A 20,797-nucleotide genomic window follows, 5' to 3' on the forward strand; every position below is an offset into this window, starting at 1 on the left:
CAATTCATGCAATTACTACGATGGATGAATTTTACCGTACTGAGCCGTTTCACTTCAGCTTTGAGAGAATGGATACAAGAGTCTCGCTATGTCCACTTCAGAATAATCTAGTTTTGTACAGAGAATTGCGGAATTTTATAACCACGCGAGTAATTCTGTTGATCAAAAACTTTTAAGATATTACTCAATTGTTTATCCGCAGCATTCATGCCTGCCTGCATGGTTTCTTCACGCCCTTTAACATCAAAAATATGCGCTTTTTCACGTAAATCTGGCTGAATGACAATATCGGCATGTTTCAATTCTTCTTGAGCCAAGTGATTCTGCATAATATTAATGTTTTGGTTAAACAAGCCCCATACATTGGTGGTTTCAGTATGTTCAGGCTGAGCCAATATATCTACAGCAATCACAATGTCTGCACCTAATTCACGGGCAACATTCACAGGTACAGGACTAACCAATCCACCATCGACATATTCATCTCCCGCAATTTTGGTTGGAATGAACATGCTTGGAATAGAGACAGAAGCACGGACTGCTTGCCCAGTATTCCCGTAATTAAAAACCACTTTTTTGCCTTCTTTGAGCTCAGTCGCCACCACATACATTGGCGTTTTTAAAAGTTCTAATGGGGTACTCAGCACTTGTTCATTCACATAATCTTGAACTTTTTGACCATCAAAGAAACCCGTCATCGCCAACTTTACATCACGGACATCATTGGCTTTCATATTCAGCGCAATCTCACGTAATTGTTGGGCATTTTTCCCACTGGCATAAATTGAACCCACTACACTGCCCGCACTGGTACCCACAATAAAATCTGGATGAATACCGTATTGTTCTAGTACCTGAATCACGCCTATATGGGCATAACCACGCGCACCGCCACTACCCAAAACCAATGCCACAATCGGACGATGTTCTGTTTGTTTGAGTTTTTTAAAATCAATGCGATTCGCCTGCACCTGTGCTTCGGCAGCTAAAGGCTTAGTGTTCGGCTGAGCTGAGGAAAATAATGATGACTGAGCCATACTCTGCCCAGAGCACATTCCCAGAATAATGCCAATAACTAAACTAGATTGAAGCGGTTTCAAGGTAGGTAAACTCTCTGATCGTGACTCATAGTTATTCTATGCAAAATCGATGGTTTCACTGTTGCATTTCGTAAAAATGCAACCTCAGTTCATTAAGATAATGCAGAAAAACCGTGAAATCATGAAGACTGTGCTGCATTTTTGCAATGTGGTTTCAATGAGCTAGGTTAAACCTTTTATCTAGTCTGATCATCATCAGCAAAATAAAAAAGCCAGCCTTGCAAATGCAGGCTGGCTTTTTTAGTATCAGGTAATCTTTTTTATGACCAGATATCTGAATCAACTTTTTTCTTCAATTCCGGATATTTATCAATTTTAAACTCAGGCTCTTTAATGCCTTTTTTCAATTGTTCACGGTAATCTTTCAACAATGTGCGTGCCATCGGTGTTAACAGTAAAATTGCAATCAAGTTAATGGTTGCCATGATACCCATAAACAAGTCGGCCATAGACCAAACCAGTGGAACACTACCAATTGCACCGAAGTACACCATCACCAATACAAAAATACGGAAGATGAACATGACTTTCGGGTTGTTATTAATAAACTGCACATTACCTTCTGCATAAGCATAGTTACCGAGTACAGCTGAATAACAGAATAAGAATAATAGAACAGCAAGGAAGTCTGATCCCCAATGTCCCACTTGAGTTTCTAAAGCACGTTGTGTCAATTCAACACCGACAAAACCTGCATCTTGGTAAACACCAGACACCAAAATAATGATTGCGGTACTTGTACATACAATAAAAGTATCTACAAATACACCGAGCATTTGTACCAAACCTTGGTTTACAGGATGTTTTACATCAGACGCCGCCGCTGCGTTTGGTGCAGAACCCATCCCCGCTTCGTTAGAGAACAAGCCACGCTTAATCCCTTGCATCATCGCCATAGAGATAGCAGCACCAAAGAAACCACCTGCCGCAGCATTAAAATGGAAAGCTTCAGTCACGATCAGCTTTAAAATATCAGGCAAAATTGCATAGTTACTGATTGCAATATAGAGAGCAACAGATAGGTAAAGACCTGCTTTTAAAGGTACAAACATCTCTGCAAATTTAGCGATACGCTTAATACCACCAAAAATTGCCAATGCCACTAAAACGACAAGCGCAAGGCCAACCCATGAAATTTCTAGATCAACGCCGCCTAAATGAGCAATAAGATTAGCTTTATCCCAACCCCAAGCATGTGAAGAAGCATTAGCAATCGCATTGATTTGAACTGAGTTGAATACGAAACCGTAGGTAAAGATCAATGCAAGTGCGAAGACCACACCAAAGGTTTTACTGCGTAAACCTTGAGTAATATAGTAGGCTGGTCCACCGCGGAACTGTTTACTCTTACTATCTCTAACTTTAAATAGCTGAGCAAGCGTAGACTCAATAAAAGCGGAGCTCATACCAAGAACCGCAGTTACCCACATCCAGAACACGGCACCAGGACCACCAATGGCAATCGCAATTGCTACACCAGCAATATTACCTACCCCAACACGGCTCGCAAGACCAGTTACAAACGCCTGAAAAGGTGTAAGACCATGCTCATCTTCCCCTTCTGTACGACTGCTTTTCATCACTCGGATACTTTGCAAGAACATGCGAATTTGCACAGCTCCTGTTACAGCCGTATAAAAAACACCTACAACCAGCAAGAAAATAACCAAAAAGTCCCATAAAGGGTCATTAAAAAATTTAACCCACGACATCAGTGTGGCATTCAGTTGTTCGTTCATTTTCTTATTCCTTAAGACTCAGCAGATAGTATTTCGCAATTCAAAAAAGGCCTTGTGACCAAGACCTTTTGCTTTCTCTTAAGCAAAGAACTTAAGAATAATTTGAATAACAGTTGCGTTGATTAAATCAACGAAGAATGCCCCACAAAGTGGAACAATCAAAAATGCTTTATGTGAAGCGCCATACATATTGGTGATGGCTTGCATATTGGCAACAGCAGTTGGTGTTGCCCCCATACCAAAACCACAATGACCTGCAGAAAGTACGGCTGCATCATAATTTTTACCCATGACTCGGAACGTCACAAATGCCGCGTAAAGCGCCATAGTAATAGTTTGTGCACCCAAAATGACAACCAATGGACCAGCAAGGTCTGCAAGTTGCCATAATTTCAGCGAAAGTAATGCCATTGCCAAGTACAAAGAAAGTGACGCATTACCAAAGACATCAATTGCACGATCAAAGATATTTACTTTGAACACACTCTCAAGAATGTTACGTAAAATTACCCCACCGCCCAGTGTCCACACAAAAGTTGGTAATTCAAACCACGTACCCTTACTAAAGCCTGTCATGAAATCGGCAAATGCTAGACATGCAGCAAACATCCCTAAGGTGGTAATCGCATTATCCGCAGTAATCAAACGTACTTGGTGTGGATATTCAAACGGTGCAGACTCTTCAGCTTCTTTGTCGGTCATTGGCGTATGATCACGCTTCTCAATCTGAGCATTGGTATTGGCTTCAGCCAATTGATAACGATTAATCAACATTTTCGCCAAAGGGCCACCAATTAAACCGCCAATGATTAGACCAAAAGTCGCACTGGCCATACCCAATGCCAATGCACCTTGAATGCCATGCTCAACTTCCAGAATTTCGCCCCAAGCACCCGCAGTACCATGACCACCAGTTAAAGTAATTGAACCTGCAATCAGACCAATCAGTGGATCAATACCCAGTAAAGTCGCAAGACTTATACCGACGAAATTCTGCAACACGATGAATGAAGCCACAGCAATCAGGAAGATCACCAAGCCCATTCCACCTTCTTTCAATTTTGAGAAATTTGCACTTAAACCAATCGAAGCAAAGAAAATGAGCATAAAGCTCGTTTGCAACTCACTACTGGTACTAATACTAAAACCCCAAATGTTGTATACAACTAGGGAAAGGACAGCCGCAACCAAACCACCTGCAACTGGCTCTGGGATATTATAACGACGTAAAAAGTCGATATGATTCACAAGGAATCGACCCAACAACAATACAATGACTGCTGCAATCAGCGTATAAAACGCATTAAAAGTAAGTGCCATAATTCTTGTCCGTCAATTTTATCTGTTGTTATACAGATAAATAATAACGCTCTATAAAGGAAAAGCTGCTTAAAGCTTTGTACAAAAAGTGAATACCCTATTTGTAACAAGCGCTTGCAGTTTGACTTTAGAGCAAGAGTTTTCAGAAATCGTAACGTGCCATAATACCAACGCGATTATCATTGCCTTTTTTCAGAGAAAGTTTCTTGCTTCCCTTAGACATACTTCATCCCAAGCGTAACTGGAGTCACTGGGCTATACATCAAATTGAGCCGACCTTGTTCCAAGGTGTTGATCTTTACTGTATCTGTGGATATTAAGTTGTCAGCAAAGTTATTCGTATAATTTGCCAACATAAGGCCATTTCCTAAAATACGATGAGCCTTAGGATGGAATTGATCACTTGTGCCTAAGATTGTCGCAGCAAGATGAACTGGTGTTTTCTCAACAACTGTAGATATTGTCGTTTTTAGTTTTATTGTGTTGCTTACCACGGGTACTTGTTTTACTTGTGGAAAATTTTGTTTAATCAAAGCTTGTAATGCTTCGACATCCACGCGTAATTGTGCAATTTCCTCTTGCTCAGCAGACGCTGCATGAGTCACTGTCATCATCAAAGTTGCAATGGTAACTGCCAAGCTTTGACGAATTGCAGGCTTCTTCATGAGGGATAAACTCATTCTAAGCTCCTTGTTCGTTTGGTAATTTGCAAGTGATAAATCTATTTACATTGGGTAAATACAAATAGAGCTATACGACAATATCAATTTTTTAATCAATATCTATCAAAAACGAAAGCGCAACATTATGCTTAATTTTTACTAAAAATCTTATTATTTTTTTTAAACTCTGATTTAAGTGTTTCTAATTTAATCTACTTTTTGTTCAATTATTCTCTTTTTGTAACTTTTAATTTCAGCTAACCATTTGTTTAAATCAATAAAAAAAGAGGCTTATGCCTCTTTTTTTTATTTGAATAGAATATTTAGAAATTATACAGTGCAACCACGTTTACACGATTTTCTTCACCTGTTTTACTGGTTAAAGGTGTTGTTGCATTTGGTGCAGCGAAGGTTTCACGTTCGCCATAAGTATATTCAAGACCTAAACTAACGGGTTTGATTGGGCTATAAAATACATTTGCCCATGCTTGCCATAAGTCTTTATTCAAAGCACTTGGGCTTTTAGAGGCATTAATATAATCCAAATCTGTATCATGCTTCATATAACCATAACCCAAGGTACCACGCAATTTTGGATTAAACTGCTGAGTAATACCGACCGTAATTGAGTCAAATTCACTTTGTTGAATATTTTTGTTGGCATCAATGGCATAGCCTGGATTTGACCAAGAAACAAAGCTGCTATCGCCTTTGACATGGTAATAATCTGCTTTTAAGGTCGTGCTTGGCGTTACGTTGTATTTTGTTCCTAAACCTATACCCCAAGCGACTTTTTCATCGTCAGAAGTTTGCTTGTCTGCCACCATGGTACGTGCTGAAATAATACCTGCATTGTTGGCAAATTTATGATTCAAACGTGCTGTAAGTGCTGGAATTCGCATTTGGTTATCTGGATCTGAACCTAATGCTGTTACAGTTGTAACATTTTTAACACCTGTAATTATACCATTAGTATCCTTAGTAACTTCCAGTTTAGTTCCTGTCGTATTATCGCTATATTTAGAATCTTCCAGCGCAAAGATTAAGTTGGTTTCGGGTGTAAAAGTGCTGGTATAACGTACTTGTGGTGTACGCTTAACTGCACCACCTACATAGCCTAAAGCATCAATTGTTTCTGGCATATAATCAGGCACAGCAAAGTTTGACCATGTTTGACCAATGAGCCAGTTGGCATAAGTTAAGTACGCATGACGAATACGTAAAGTATCATTGCTACCCAAAAAGTCGACTTCAACTTTACCAGCAACATCTCCCGCTTGAGTTGGCGTCTTAAAGTCAAAACCTAAACGTGTTGCAGCTAGTGTAGATTTGAATAGATCACTATTTCCTGGTGCTCCATCTAAAGCAGCTTTATTAATTTGGTTATATGGATGTGCTCGGCTCGGACCGCCATCAATCTGATAAGTCGCATCTGCGCGAATATTCCCATAGAAATTAACTTCAGCCCCACCAACCGTCATACCCAAGCCTTTTTTCTCTGCTACTGGTTTGGCTGGTGAAGTTTGTGCAGCTACCTGAACTGGATAATTTTGCTGCTGCGTATTCATTTGCTTTTGCTGCTGTGCATATTGCTCCAACATGCCGCGCAACTCTTGAACTTCTTTACGTAATTGTTCAACTTCCGTATTGGTATCTGCATGCGCAGTCCCTGCTGCTACTATACCCATCGCTAATACTAACGTTTTTAAACGTACAGACATCTTTTGAGTCGTCATCCTAAGTTCCCTATCCATCACAGTTCAAATTATTGTTTGTTCATTCCACTGAACATTTCTTGAGCCAAAATGTGACAGATAAGTTTTATATCGACTATATATGCTTTAGTCGAAGGCTATTTTTTTGTTTTTTAAACAAATTACCATTCCGTTTACAATGAAATTAAGACTAAGTCTTTGTCTTTTCAATATAAGTATCGAATTATTATTCACAAATAATGAATTATTATTCATTATTTTAAAAATATGGTTTAACTAAGCTGATGATTCCCATCACCACCAATACCTTTAAGGTATTGAAATCAACCTATTAGATGTCATTTTTCCTTAAATTAATACCTAGAAATTTCTTATTCAGCGGTCTTATTCTTCTAATGTTATAAGATCTTGGGCATTCAGCTCATCTACTCAAACTAAATAACACCAGAAAATCTCTACAAAGATTCAACTCAGATCGATACGTTGCGATCAGCAATTTCGACCAAAACACTACTCAACACTACTCAGTGAAATTCATTCTCTAGGCAGGCATTCTGTATATGAATCACACATAAAAAAGGCGTAATTTAAATTACGCCTTTTAGGTTCTGCTTAAAAATTAAATCGGCTGATTAAAGGTATCGCAGTCTTTTAAGTTGCCTGATTTAAGACCAGCTTGAAACCATTTCATCCGCTGCTCACTCGAGCCATGCGTGAAGCTGTCAGGCACAACCTGCCCTGTAGATTGCTTTTGCAAATAATCATCCCCAATTTTATGGGCTGCATCCATCGCTTCTTCAATATCACCCTGTTGCAAAAATTGGGTCCGCTGTTGGTTGTGATAGGCCCAAATACCTGCCAAGCAGTCTGCTTGTAATTCTTGACGGACAGAAAGTTGATTGGCTTCAACTCTCGAAGCTTGGGTGCGTGCTTTATGAACCTGATCGGAAATCCCTAAAAGATTCTGCACATGATGCCCAACCTCATGTGCAACTACATAGGCTTGAGCAAAGTCGCCCGCTTGATCTTGGCGAGTAAGTTCAGTCTGGTTTTGTTCGCCACTAATCCCCATTTGCTGTCGCATATCTTTAAAGAAAGTGGTATCAATATAAACTTTCTGATCGACTGGACAATAAAATGGTCCCATCGCCGCCTGCGCTGCCCCACAGCCTGAATTGACAGCTCCAGTAAACATCACCAGTTTTGGTGCGGTATATTGCCGATTCAATTGCTGCTGAAAAACCGTATTCCATGTGTCTTCAGTATCTGCCAACACTGTACCAATAAAATCAATGGCTTCTTGTTGCTCTGGGCTTGGATTATCCAAACCTTTGGTTTCTGCACCAACCGAAGCTTGCTGTGTCACTTGTTGAGTGGCTTGATACGCCTGCTGCGGATCTACTCCAAAAAATTTCCACGCGACAAATGCAACCACCAAGCCAAGAATACTGAAGCCGCCCATTTTACGACCAGCACCACCGCCACGGCGGTCTTCAATATTGCTACTGACGCGACGACCTTTCCAACGCATAGCCTGATTCCTTATTTTTATGAAGTAGACCGTTATAGCTTAAGCCTGTTTTGAATTCGGCCAAATCTTTTTAAACACAGTTAGTACAAGAATGACTGCCAAACCTGCGGCAATACCAATCATCAAATTAATTAATGTCGGTGTAAATGCCCCAACAATGCTGCCAAAATTTGGAATCAACTCTAAGTGATCCACAGTATCTTCTGTAAAATGATGAATCAGTGGAACTGCATGGTTAATAATCCCGCCCCCCACCAAGAACATCGCAATGGTGCCTACTACAGTTAAGGTTTTCATGAGCTTAGGTGCAAAAGCCAGTAAAAAACGTCCAATCGACTGTTTTAGATTCGAGCTTTGCTGAGTTAAGTACAATCCAATATCATCAATTTTGACAATCAAGCCAACAAATCCATACACACCAATGGTCATTACAATTGCAATAATGCTGAGTACGGTCAGTTTACTGATAAAGGTTGCTGTTGCCACAGTACCTAATGAAATCACCACAATTTCTGCTGACAGAATAAAGTCGGTACGAACCGCACCTTTAATTTTCTCTTTCTCATAGGTAACGAGGTCAGTTTCAATAGTGTTAAGCTCTTCTTCTGCTTCCTGCTCATTGCTCGCCTTACGATGTTGCAAACTGTGTAAAACTTTTTCCACACCTTCATAACATAAAAATAAACCACCAATCATTAATAATGGATTGATTAGCCAAGGTGCAACTACACTAATCAGCAAAGCGAGAGGAACTAAAATTAATTTATTAATAAAAGACCCTTTGGCGACATTCCAAACCACAGGCAATTCACGGTCAGCTCGTACACCACTGACTTGCTGCGCATTCAATGCCAAGTCATCCCCTAAAACGCCAGCTGTTTTCTTTGCTGCAACTTTACTCATCAGAGCAACATCGTCTAATACAGTCGCAATATCATCTAATAATATTAATAAGCTACTCGCCATTATATTTATCCTAAGAACTTTGCTTTATTTTAATGTGATATAAAGAAAAAAACTGTATTTGCTTAATGATTTCTGTCCCAATTTATTTTTTTTTGACTTCTATTTTTTTCTGACTGACATTAAAAAAAATTATGCCGTACAATGTAGCCCATTAATTGACTGCAGATGTAGTAAATACACTACTTTTTGGAAAAGAAAATGAGTAATCAAGATAATCGTCCAGTCATTTTGACTGGCGACCGTCCTACAGGGCAACTTCACTTAGGTCATTTTGTTGGTTCGTTACGTTCACGTGTGGGTTTACAAGATTCGCATCATCAACATTTGCTGTTGGCAGATGCTCAAGCGCTGACTGACAATGCCGACAATTTTGAAAAAGTACGTCGTAATATTCTTGAAGTTGCTACCGATTACTTGGCAGTTGGGATTGATCCAACCAAAACGACCATCTGTGTGCAATCTTGTTTACCTGCATTAAATGAACTCACGATGTTGTATCTCAACTTCGTGACCGTTTCACGTCTAGAGCGTAACCCAACCATTAAATCTGAAATTCAGATGCGCGGTTTTGAGCGTGATATTCCAGCAGGCTTCCTATGCTATCCAGTCGCTCAAGCTGCTGACATTACCGCATTTAAAGCGACTGTTGTTCCTGTTGGTGAAGACCAAATTCCAATGATTGAACAAACCAACGAGATTGTTCGTCGTATTAACCGTCAAATTGGTCAAGACCTATTACCAGAATGTAAAGCACTACTTTCGAATATGAGTCGTTTACCAGGCTTTGATGGTAAGGCAAAAATGTCAAAATCTTTAGGCAACACCATCGTGCTTGATGCCAGCGATAAAGACATTAAAAAAGCCGTAAATGCCATGTATACCGACCCGAACCACCTGCGTATTGAAGATCCAGGTCAAGTCGAAGGTAATATCGTATTCACTTATTTAGATGCTTTTGATCCAAATAAAGAAGAAGTTGAAGAATTAAAAGCACATTATCGTCGTGGTGGTTTAGGCGATGGTACCGTGAAAAAACGCTTGGAAGCTGTCTTAAAAGAGTTAATCGGACCAATTCGTGAACGTCGTATCGAACTTGCCAAAGATCCTGATTATATTATGGATATTTTAAAGACTGGCACAGATAAATGCCGTGATATTACCCAACAAACTTTAGATGAAGTGAAATCTGGTTTAGGTGTATTCCACTTCTAAGCTCATTTAAACTGCATCATACATTAAAGGTCTTAATATAAGGCCTTTAATTTTTTATAGCGCAAAAAAATACCAACCTGATCACAAGACCCTCTTATTATTAACGTTATTTAACATGAAGTAACGTGATTGCTCATGATCTTAAAATTCATTCCGATTACCATTAGCACATGATTTAGGGAATCCTAAATTGATAACATTTCTCCTTAACCGAACTGTGCAAACAGATTCGTTGTTCTACGCAATGATCACCCCAATCGTTGCGTATTTTTTTGTCTCAAAGTTTTTTAGACTTATTCTCATTTCGGTGATATCTTAGACATTAAAGAATAAATTTGTATTTTATTTGTTATAAATAACATTAAAAAAAGAGAATTCGATCATGTGGGAACTTGTGACGCACCCGTCAAATCTCATTTTTAGCATTTCTATATGCCTACTCTTTCTCTTTGCCTTTTTTGAGCTGACTTTATTGTTACTGGGTGGTGGTACTCAAGGTATTCTCGACCAACTTTTACCCGCTGATCTCACTTCACCTGAAGTTGATATAGATACTGAAGCCAGTTGGCTGTTACAGGTCTTGGACTGGTTATATTTGGGGCGTGTGCCTTTATTAATCTGGTTTATTATTTTTCTGACTATCTTTGGCCTGTTTGGGCTGCTATTACAAACCGTTGCTCACTTCATTACAGGAAGCTATTGGAGTGCTTGGTTGTTAGCTCCCGCCAGCTTCTTCTTGTGTATGCCATTGGTCCGTTTCACCGCAAAAGTTGTCTCAAGAGTTTTACCGCAAGATGAAACCACAGCAATATTTAGTGAAGAACTGGTTGGTCGTACTGCCGTAATTGTTATTGGTATTGCTAAACCCCATTCCCCTGCACAAGCCAAAGTCAAAGATCAATTTGGACAAATTCATTATGTTTTGGTTGAACCAGAGCAAGAAGATGCCTTTAAACAAGGTCAGCAAGTAATTTTGACCCAAAAAACAAAAATGGGCTTTCAAGCCATACGTTCTGAAACTTAACAACACTTAAATTTTGAGTATACGATGCTAAATTCAAATCTTATTAATCTATTCGTGATTGCAGGCATTATTTTTGTCGCAATTATTGCGATTGGTTTTATAGTCGCCCGCTTATATCAACGTTCAAGCAAAGAAATTTCATTTGTGCGCACAGGATTTGGTGGTGAAAAAGTCATCTTGAATGGCGGTGCCATCGTGCTTCCTGTATTGCACGAAATTATTCCAGTCAACATGAATACCCTTCGACTTGAAGTAGTTCGTGCAGAAGAACAAGCGCTCATTACACGTGATCGTATGCGTGTAGATGTGATGGCAGAGTTTTATGTGCGGGTAAAACCAACAGCAGAATCGATTGCAACAGCGGCTCAGACTTTAGGTCGTAAAACCATGTCACCGAATGAACTGAAAAATTTGGTGGAAGGTAAATTTGTTGACTCCTTGCGCGCAGTCGCTGCTGAAATGGCGATGGAAGAACTACACGAAAAACGTGTGGACTTCGTGCAAAAAGTTCAACAAGTCGTATCAGAAGATTTATTTAAGAATGGTTTAGAACTTGAAACGGTGTCTTTAACTGGCTTAGATCAGACCAGTTTTAAATACTTTAACCCGCAAAATGCGTTCGATGCAGAAGGTCTAACCAAACTGACCGAGACCATTGAAGACCGTCGTAAAAAACGTAATGTCATTGAACAAGATGCAGATCTTGCAATTAAAACTAAAAACTTAGAAGCTGAGCAAGCACGTTTACAAATTCTACGTGAAGAAGAATATGCCAAATTACAACAAGAACGTGAAATTTCAGTTCGTCGAGCTGAACAGCTTGCAGAAATTGCAGCGCAAGAAGCAGCTAAAAAACGTGAGGCAGAAGAAGCACAAATTGCGGCTGAACGTGAAGTTGAATTAAAGCGTATCGCTTCCGCCCGTGACGTAGAAAATGAAAATATTTTGAAAGCTCAACTCATTCAAAAAGCCCAAGTTGAGCAAAAGAAAACCATTGAATTGGCAGAGCAAGATCGCGCAATTGCGATTGCTGAAAAGTCTCGTGCAGAATCAGAAGCCAAAGCTCAAGCAGATCAAGCCCGTGCACAGGCTGTCAAAGCAGAAGAAGAGGTTCTCACCGTCCGTGAAACTCAACGTGCTGAACGTGAAAAAGCGGTTGAATTAGTTGCAGCAAAACAAGCTGCTGAAAAAGATGCGATTGCCATTACTGTTGCTGCCGAAGCAGGTAAAAAAGCAGCGGTGGACGAAGCGGAAGCAATTCGAATTGCTGCGGAAGCAGAAGCAGAAAAAGCCCGCTTACATGCCAAAGGTGAAGCAGATGCCAAAATTTTACTGGCACAAGCCATGGAAAAACAATATCAAGTTGATGCTGAAGGTACTCGCGCAGTACATGAGGCCAATAACACCTTGTCATCTGAGCAAGTTGAAATGCAAATTCGACTGGCTTTACTTAAATATCTACCTGAAATTATTCGTGAAAGTGTTAAACCAATGGAAGGTATTGATGATATTAAAATTTTGCAGGTCAATGGTTTAGGAAGTGTTGCACATCCTCATAGTCATGAATCCGCACCTGAGCATTCAACGGCTTCCCTATCCGATCAAGTTGTGAATAGTGCTTTACGCTATCGCTCACAAGCTCCATTAATTGATAGTCTAATGAGTGAACTTGGGCTTCATGGTGGTGATATCAATGGTTTGACTCAACAACTGAAACCGCAAAGCAAAGTGTAAATTCGATTTTTTAAAGTTAAGCGCAACTTCTGTTGCGCTTTTTTCATCAAAATATTACATATTGCAACTTCGCACTCGGTTAAAATTCAACCCTATAGCTAAACACAAGGACCATGCATGCATCTTACGATTTATCCTGCTTTGTGGTTTGATAATCAAGCGTTAGAAGCGTTTGAATTCTATTGCTCTGTTTTTCCAAACAGCATGATCCATGAACATAATCCAACTGTCGTAAAAGCATCTTTGTCCAATCAATGCTTTATTGGAATTAATGGAGGGCCTTATTTCTTACCAAATCCAGCCATCTCTTTTACTGTTATTTGCGATAGTCGCCAAGAAATTACTGCATTGTGGCAAAAACTGATTCTCGGTGGTACAAGTCTTATTGATCTCGGACATTATGCTTGGAATGCTTATTATGGTTGGGTTCAAGATCAGTTTGGCTACACATGGCAATTGCAACTGGGTAACTGTGATAAAACAAAACAACACATTCTTCCCAATTTATTATTCTGTGGTATCCATCAAAACCAGTGTTCACAAGCCTTACAATATTATCAAAAAATTTTTCCAGATTTTCAGCGTCATCAACTGCTTCGCTACCCTTCAGGTGATTTAAAAGGACAAATCCAAGACTGTATGTTCAGCTTGAACCATCTCACATTCATGGCAAAAGACAGTCCAGATCCCCATATTTTTGATTTTAATGAATCGGTTTCTTTTGTGATTCCCTGTAAAACACAACAAGAAATTGATTATTACTGGAATTATTTTACTGAGCATGGCTCGGAAAGCCATTGTGGTTGGTGCAAAGATGTTTTTGGAATCAGTTGGCAAGTCATTCCTGAAAATATTGCACAAATATTGGCAACACAGCCCAAAGCCTTAGCAGCACTTACACGTATGAATAAAATTATTCTGGCAGATCTCTGCTGATTTTGAAAAAATAAAATCTATTTGTCATTATCAATTTTTAGAAGATCCGCACCCAAAAAAAGCGGATTAACTGCCCACGATCATAGGGGAAATTTGACAGATACTCATAGCCGAGTTTATTTCGCTTATTCAATTTAATTTCAATACCATAACCAAATGATATTCTTAAAGCATCTAAATCTGAACTATGGAACTCACCTGTCCCGAGTTTATTGGTGAAATTATCAGAATTATAAGCAGTGTAATTAAACACCCGAATATATTCATTCTCATAAAAGTCATTATTGACTACACTATAATCATTTTCTTTTTCATTATGCTGCTCCGCAAGATGCTGATAATAATGAAAAATATCATCACCAAGAAATTCATCCATGTAGACATCTTTATTTTCGGCCATAGCAGCATTCATCAATAAAAAAATCAGAGTGAATATTCGGAAAAAGAACACATAAACATGTCTTAACATCTGTAATACGGTGTTGTGAAAATAGAATTTTATGCATCAATATAGCATAGGTAAACAACATCACATACCATGCCAAATTAAACTACAACTCTGATTTTTCAGAAAATAAAAATCCTTTCTAAAAGAAAAAGGGCTTCATCATCTTGATGCCCTTTATCACTTTAAAATAATTATTTTCTAGATTAAAATTGTTTGGTCAAAGAGAATACAACACTGCCTTTCATCATATTGGCATCACTATCAATATTATTATCAATCCATACCAACTCTGAACTCAGCCCCAAGACTTCAGCACCCAAACCTACTTTATAATCGAAATAATCATCTTGCTGACCATCACCACCAAAGGCTTTAGCAAACTGTTCATTATCTTCCAGTTTGGTATAACCCAAGCTCGAAACAAGTTTAATATTTTTATACACTGGGAACTTATAACTTGTATTTAAATAGATTTCTGTACCTGATTTAAAGGCAAACTCAGGTGAGTAAAACACACCCGCTGTGAAATAGTCACCCCCTATCATTAAATCACTATGGTTATAATTCACACCAAACTCACTAAAATCGGTGTGATATTCTTTGATCGTGCCCGGATAATTGACATCGGCATAGTTAATATCTAAGAATGATTTTTCTGTGATAGGTAAAATATAGCCCACAAAAAAGTCAGCTTCGACATTCCCTCCTGCGCCCACATCGGCATTTGATGCCCATAGGCTTAAGTACGCCCCAGATTTATGTGTAAAGTTTAAAGCCCCCTGAACAGATGGATCTCGGTTCGACATTGACACACCACGGAAACGGTAATCCGTTGCCATGGTCATTGAACCTGAAACACTAATTGCAGGTGTAGTTTCAGTCGATTCTTCAGCAAAAGTCGCTGCCGAAGCCAATAAAAGTGACACAGTCAACAACTGTTGAGCACATGATTTAAACATAGATTCCCCCAAATCTTTAGACATGCCATATCAAATGCTTGATATGGCATATTGGATTGCTATCGCAGCATTAGTGTTGATGTGTTGTTGTATCTTTTGGTGTATTCAAGTTCAAAGATGGTGTCTCATCAAAGAAGTTCCACGGCTTAAGCAATACATTCACCCATTCCGTAGGCATGATTGGCCACTCTTCTGCACGAGCCACATGTGTTGTCCCCGTGGTTAACCACACCACCAAGTCTTTGTTGTCGATGTTGTCGTTATTTTGAACAAATTGCCCCAAACCTGTATCTTTGTCAGAACGGTTTGGATATGCACCCTCAGGATATAATTCTGTAGGATTATATTTGGTGACCCAAATTTGCTTGTCCATGAAGTTTAAACGCTTGAATAACCATTCATCTGGACTAAAGTTTGCACCTTTGGCGATTGGGTGTGTACCACCAGCAAATGGTATCAGTTGATAAGAAACTGGATTGCCGACTTTGTTCTCTTTCGAATAATTACTGATTAAACGAATGGTCGATGGATTAAATTTCTCTGCTGCTTCTTGTTCGTTATTCACAACATGCTTTTCGATTTCCATCGTGCTCTTACGCACACCTTTTTTATTCACATTCACAACTGGGTTCATGTGGGTCAGTGTATTGTTCTCACCATCGACATCTAAATCTAGACGGAAGTTATAAATATGCTGATGGGTTGTTCCCACAATATTATGATCAATCAAAGTACCGTAACGGGTGTCTTCTTTGGCTGTTGCATCATGCATCGTTGAAGCTTTTACCCCTTTCACCGCTTCAATACCTGTAGCACCCGCATTAATCCCTATGGTGCCATTGTCTGAGAAGACCCAGTCAAACATGTAGTCATAGTTACCGACTGTACTAATCCAGCGCACCACAAGCTCACGGCGCTCGGCACTTACATTGGTTTGCCCCATTTCCTGATGTTTAAACTCTGGTCCCGCATAACGTTCAAATACAGCAATTGCATTTGGAATCGTCATTGGTTTACCTTCGTAATCAGCAATCACTGCATCAAGCAGTACAGCATTCTCAGGAACATCCTTACCCCGCTCAATAGATGAGGTCAACGTACCCATTCCATATTCACCAGAGTCGAGATAAGACTTGAAGTACCAGCCCATGTCTGGATCACCGTAAGGAACCACCATGCCGCCAAGGTTTCCTTGGTACATCACCTTGCGTTTTACACCTTTATCTTTAAACGTAACGGTACCGACTTGTAGACCTACACGAGAATCAAGCCCGACATGGAAACACCAGTTACCCCAGTGGATATACTGCCCTGAGATGCTGTAGTTTTTCCCCTCAGGTTCCACAATATTTAAAGGCTTACGTGTTTGTGCCTTTTTATCACGACCATCATAAGGACGTGGTGTCATAGGTACAGGCACTAAACTGCCTTCTTCAATTTTGACAATTTTCTTTTTGTCTAAATCAACCACAGCAACTAGATTTTCAATTGGATGTGCCCAGTAGTTACCATCACCCACATCAAGATAACTGACAATTTTCAGTAGGCTAAGTTCTTTGTTTAAACCATCTTCACCACCAAAATATCCTACAGTCAGTGGTGTACCCACGACTTTGGTCACATCTGTAATGCCACGTTTTGCTAACGCAGCTTTGTACTCTGGACTCTTTTGAATAACTTCTTGGACCATCATAAAGTCATCCAACAACACCATGCCATGCGTTGCAGGCAAGACCTTCCAAGCCGTCACTTGTTGTGTGTTCAGATCAACCACACCCTCAATAATATTACCGCTTTGCAATAAGCTAAATTCGGCTAAGCGTGGGCCTTTATACTCAGTATGATTCAGTACACTGTTCCAAACCGCATTTTTCTCAGGCTCTTGCAAACGAATACGACTGAAACGTAATGCTTTTGGTGCACGTTGATCTGCCTGAATAATTTTAGTCACTGACTGAATTTCTTCTGTCGTTAAAGTATTTAACGGATGCTTTACCGTTTCAACTTGAAAAGTTTGATCAAGTCCAGATTGGAAAATCTCATTCGCCAATGTTTCAGATGCCATAGCTTGACCATCTTTTACAATAATGGGTGCTGAAATTTTTAATGGCTTGCCATTCACCATAATGGTGGTTGAATTGGGTTTTGCTCGGACTAAGGTCGAGTTTTTGCTGATGGTGTAGACATTGGCATATTGATCTTGCTGTACCGTTGCACCAACCGATTGCATGGCTTGTTGTAACGGTAACATTTTCGCTGCTTCACCATGCGCCATAGCTTGAGTTGCACATGCACCAATTGCCATTACACCAACAACATTTGATATTTGTTTAAGATATTTTTTCAGCATTTGTGAATGTAATGTTTTCATCGCGGATTTCCTTAGCCTTACAAACTGTTTTTCTATGCTGAAAAATTACGCTGTTCCCTATACAAAAAAATCATCCCAAAGGATGATTTTTAAAATTGAAGATAGATTGCATTTTAATCTATTAAGGAGGTCAGCCAGACAGTACACGGCTCATTAATTCCTGACGGCTTCTGACCTGTGTTTTTTGATAGATATGCTGTAGGTGGGTTTTAATGGTGGATATTCCACAATGCATTTCATTTGCAAGCGCTTGATTATTTAAACCTTTGCATAACAAGCCTAATATTTTAGATTCTTGTCGGGTTAGTGACTCTGTTAGACCTTCATTAAATAGACTGACCTGATGGCTAGAAACATCATAAATTTGATTAAAACAACATGCTGTTAAATCATAAAATGACTCTATCATTTTTAATTCTTGATCGGAAAATTCCGTATACGCTGAAGATCGAACTAAACTCATACCACGTACAGGAACCCCATTCTGCCTAAAAAAAAGCTCAATCGTGTCTTTTACATCCCATTTTTTTCTAAAGTCATCATAGTCTTCATTCGATTCGGCTGCTTGTAATACACTAAACTTCATATCAGCTTGATGGTATGCAAAACGAAAATGCACAGGATCAAAATATTGCATACGCCCCAAGTATTCATTCACTGCTTGATAAGGTATGCCCTTGAACAAGTATTGACTCGCTGTTGTTTCAGCGTCGATCTGAAATGCAACCAATCCATCAAATGGCAGCACTTTTTGGATATTACGGGTGAACTCTTCGCTGAACTGATTCCAATTTACCGCTTGCATCGTATCAAGACACTATTTTGAAAGAATACTTGCTCAGAGCAATTTATGTACCAAATGTAATGCGATAAACGTAAAAAAGCGCATGCTACCTAAGTAACACACGCTTTCTATACTCAATGAGTCTGAAAAAAATTAAGCTAAACCTTTTTCTTTCAATACTTGCAACATGGTAGAACCGAGCTCGGCAGGACTCCGTGTATACGCCATTCCAGCACGTTCAAAGGCTGCAAATTTTTCTTCAGCAGTCCCCTTACCACCTGAAATAATCGCACCAGCATGCCCCATACGCTTACCTTTTGGTGCGGTTACTCCTGCAATATAACCCACGACAGGTTTAGTAACATTCGACTGAATATATTCAGCTGCTTCTTCTTCAGCCGAACCTCCAATTTCACCAATCATGATAATGGCATCTGTATCTGGATCATCTTGGAATAGTTTTAATGCATCAATTTGGTTCATACCCGGAATTGGGTCGCCACCAATACCGATACAGGTGGATTGCCCAAGACCCAGTTTAGTGGTCTGTGCAACAGCTTCGTAAGTTAGAGTCCCTGAACGTGAAATAATCCCGATACGACCCGGTTGATGAATATGACCCGGCATAATTCCAATCTTACATTCGCCTGGTGTAATCACTCCAGGACAGTTTGGACCGACTAAACGTGTTCCATTGCCATTGGTCTCTAAATAACGTTTGGCTTTTAACATGTCTAAGGTTGGTACACCTTCGGTAATGACCACAATCAGTCCAACCCCTGAATCGACAGCTTCAATAATCGAATCAAGTACATAAGGTGCTGGTACATAAATCACAGATGCGTCTGCTTGCGTTTCGCGCACAGCATCTTTCATGGTATTAAAGACGGGTAAATCTAAATGCGTCGTGCCACCTTTACCCGGAGTCACCCCACCCACGACTTTGGTTCCATAGTCGAGTGCTTGTGCAGAATGGAACGTACCATTTTTACCTGTGAAACCTTGTACCAATACTTTTGTGTTTTTATTAATTAATACGCTCATGATGGCATTCCTTATGCTTTTACTGCTGCAACAATTTTTTCTGCTGCATCAGCCAAGCCGTTTGCAGAAGTTAATTTCAAACCTGATTCATCTAGAATTTTTGCACCCAATTCCGCATTGTTGCCTTCTAAACGAACCACGACAGGAACACTCACATGTACTTCCTGAACCGCAGCAATAATGGCTTCTGCAATCATGTCACAACGAACAATACCGCCAAAAATGTTAATCAAAACGCCTTGTACCGAGGTATCTGCCAAGATCAATTTAAATGCTTCAATAACGCGCTCTTTGGTTGCACCACCACCGACATCTAAAAAGTTTGCAGGTTGCCCACCATATAGTTTAATGATGTCCATGGTTGCCATTGCCAAACCTGCACCATTGACCATACATCCAATATTGCCTTCTAAAGCAACATAGTTCAGATCAAATTCAGATGCTTTTAATTCACGTTCATTTTCTTGTGATTTATCTCGAAGTGCAGAAACTTCTGGCAAACGATATAAAGCATTTGAATCAATACCAACTTTGGCATCGACACATAAGATTTCACCATTTTCACGAACAGATAATGGGTTAATCTCAAATAAAGCAAAATCATTTTCAATAAATGCCTGATATGCAGCTGTCATAATTTTCACAAATTGCGCAACCTGAGCATCTTTTAATTTCAAAGCAAATGCAACTTCACGTGCTTGAAAAGGCTGTAACCCTACTAATGGATCTACTTCTACTTTGATAATTTTTTCTGGGGTTTCTTCTGCAACTTTTTCAATTTCAACACCACCTTCAGTCGATGCCATAAAAGTTACGCGTCGACTTGAACGATCAACGACTGCACCAAGATATAACTCACGTTCTACTGGATAGACATCCTCACAAACCAAAACGCTATTCACGGGCTGTCCATTGGCATCAGTCTGATAAGTAACTAAACGAGTACCGATGATATGGTTTGCATAATCTGCCGCTTCAATACTGGATTTTACAACTTTAACACCGCCAGCTTTACCACGACCACCAGCATGTACCTGCGCTTTCATGACCGCAAATTTTCCACCAAGTTGCTCGAAGGCTTTTACAGCTTCTTCTGCATTGGTTGCCAATACACCGTCTTGAACAGGCATACCATATTTTTTTAATAACGCTTTGGCTTGATACTCATGTAGATTCATTGACTAACCTTTTACTACTTCTTTGCTTTGTTATGGACTGACTAATCCCTAGACTCACGTCTTATTTGGTATTA

The 20,797-nt window shown here is 39.6% G+C and carries 17 protein-coding genes; 4 read left to right on the plus strand and 13 right to left on the minus strand.

Annotation, left to right across the window (positions count from 1 at the left end; genetic code table 11):
• Positions 1 to 107 precede the first annotated feature (107 nt).
• The 7 genes from E0H87_RS07665 to E0H87_RS07695 form a co-directional block, all read right to left on the minus strand.
• Positions 108 to 1,037: a patatin-like phospholipase family protein gene (locus E0H87_RS07665; protein ID WP_227547332.1), complete on the minus strand. Its 930-nt coding sequence runs from the start codon at positions 1,035 to 1,037 to the stop codon at positions 108 to 110.
• Between the two features lie 323 nt (positions 1,038 to 1,360).
• Positions 1,361 to 2,839 (minus strand): alanine/glycine:cation symporter family protein, encoded by a 1,479-nt coding sequence (locus E0H87_RS07670; RefSeq protein WP_131323051.1) that lies wholly within the window; start codon positions 2,837 to 2,839, stop codon positions 1,361 to 1,363.
• A gap of 78 nt (positions 2,840 to 2,917) precedes the next feature.
• Positions 2,918 to 4,159, minus strand: coding sequence for a sodium/glutamate symporter (gene gltS / locus E0H87_RS07675; RefSeq protein ID WP_131323052.1), 1,242 nt, complete (start codon positions 4,157 to 4,159; stop codon positions 2,918 to 2,920).
• Positions 4,160 to 4,374: 215 nt separating this feature from the next.
• Positions 4,375 to 4,839, minus strand: coding sequence for a hypothetical protein (locus E0H87_RS07680; RefSeq protein WP_131323053.1), 465 nt, complete (start codon positions 4,837 to 4,839; stop codon positions 4,375 to 4,377).
• Between the two features lie 305 nt (positions 4,840 to 5,144).
• Complete coding sequence (locus E0H87_RS07685) at positions 5,145 to 6,557, minus strand: DcaP family trimeric outer membrane transporter (protein ID WP_131323054.1); 1,413 nt, start codon at positions 6,555 to 6,557, stop codon at positions 5,145 to 5,147.
• 598 nt (positions 6,558 to 7,155) lie between these two features.
• Positions 7,156 to 8,067 carry a neutral zinc metallopeptidase gene (locus E0H87_RS07690; RefSeq protein WP_131323055.1) on the minus strand — a complete coding sequence of 304 codons (912 nt, stop codon included), beginning with the start codon at positions 8,065 to 8,067 and terminating at the stop codon, positions 7,156 to 7,158.
• Between the two features lie 39 nt (positions 8,068 to 8,106).
• The gene (locus E0H87_RS07695; protein WP_131323056.1) at positions 8,107 to 9,033 is read right to left on the minus strand and encodes a DUF808 domain-containing protein; all 927 of its coding nucleotides are present in this window, start codon (positions 9,031 to 9,033) and stop codon (positions 8,107 to 8,109) included.
• A gap of 198 nt (positions 9,034 to 9,231) precedes the next feature.
• Here E0H87_RS07695 and trpS point away from each other — a divergent pair, with 198 nt between their 5' ends.
• The 4 genes from trpS to E0H87_RS07715 all read left to right on the plus strand — a co-directional run bounded on the left by trpS (position 9,232) and on the right by E0H87_RS07715 (position 13,939).
• A complete protein-coding gene (gene trpS / locus E0H87_RS07700) occupies positions 9,232 to 10,245 on the plus strand; it encodes a tryptophan--tRNA ligase (protein WP_131323057.1) in 1,014 nt (337 codons plus the stop codon).
• A 382-nt stretch (positions 10,246 to 10,627) separates the two neighbouring features.
• Positions 10,628 to 11,269, plus strand: coding sequence for a YqiJ family protein (locus E0H87_RS07705; protein WP_131323058.1), 642 nt, complete (start codon positions 10,628 to 10,630; stop codon positions 11,267 to 11,269).
• Between the two features lie 24 nt (positions 11,270 to 11,293).
• Positions 11,294 to 13,003: a flotillin family protein gene (locus E0H87_RS07710; RefSeq protein WP_131323059.1), complete on the plus strand. Its 1,710-nt coding sequence runs from the start codon at positions 11,294 to 11,296 to the stop codon at positions 13,001 to 13,003.
• 117 nt (positions 13,004 to 13,120) lie between these two features.
• The gene (locus E0H87_RS07715) at positions 13,121 to 13,939 is read left to right on the plus strand and encodes a VOC family protein (protein ID WP_131323060.1); all 819 of its coding nucleotides are present in this window, start codon (positions 13,121 to 13,123) and stop codon (positions 13,937 to 13,939) included.
• A gap of 37 nt (positions 13,940 to 13,976) precedes the next feature.
• Here the strand turns inward: E0H87_RS07715 and E0H87_RS07720 are convergent, their stop codons facing one another.
• From E0H87_RS07720 to sucC, 6 genes are all read right to left on the minus strand, one after another.
• Entirely contained in the window at positions 13,977 to 14,339 is a 363-nt protein-coding gene (locus tag E0H87_RS07720) for a hypothetical protein (protein ID WP_227547334.1), read from the minus strand.
• A 251-nt stretch (positions 14,340 to 14,590) separates the two neighbouring features.
• Positions 14,591 to 15,346: a TorF family putative porin gene (locus E0H87_RS07725; RefSeq protein WP_165493947.1), complete on the minus strand. Its 756-nt coding sequence runs from the start codon at positions 15,344 to 15,346 to the stop codon at positions 14,591 to 14,593.
• Positions 15,347 to 15,416: 70 nt separating this feature from the next.
• Entirely contained in the window at positions 15,417 to 17,651 is a 2,235-nt protein-coding gene (tynA, locus tag E0H87_RS07730) for a primary-amine oxidase (RefSeq protein ID WP_227547345.1), read from the minus strand.
• A gap of 196 nt (positions 17,652 to 17,847) precedes the next feature.
• On the minus strand, positions 17,848 to 18,522 hold the full coding sequence (locus tag E0H87_RS07735) for a response regulator transcription factor (RefSeq protein ID WP_131323064.1): 675 nt from the start codon (positions 18,520 to 18,522) through the stop codon (positions 17,848 to 17,850).
• Between the two features lie 132 nt (positions 18,523 to 18,654).
• Positions 18,655 to 19,545: a succinate--CoA ligase subunit alpha gene (gene sucD / locus E0H87_RS07740; RefSeq protein ID WP_131323065.1), complete on the minus strand. Its 891-nt coding sequence runs from the start codon at positions 19,543 to 19,545 to the stop codon at positions 18,655 to 18,657.
• Positions 19,546 to 19,556: 11 nt separating this feature from the next.
• On the minus strand, positions 19,557 to 20,723 hold the full coding sequence (gene sucC / locus E0H87_RS07745; protein ID WP_131323066.1) for an ADP-forming succinate--CoA ligase subunit beta: 1,167 nt from the start codon (positions 20,721 to 20,723) through the stop codon (positions 19,557 to 19,559).
• Positions 20,724 to 20,797 lie beyond the last annotated feature (74 nt).

Source organism: Acinetobacter sp. ANC 4178, assembly GCF_004331175.1.
Lineage (GTDB): Bacteria > Pseudomonadota > Gammaproteobacteria > Pseudomonadales > Moraxellaceae > Acinetobacter.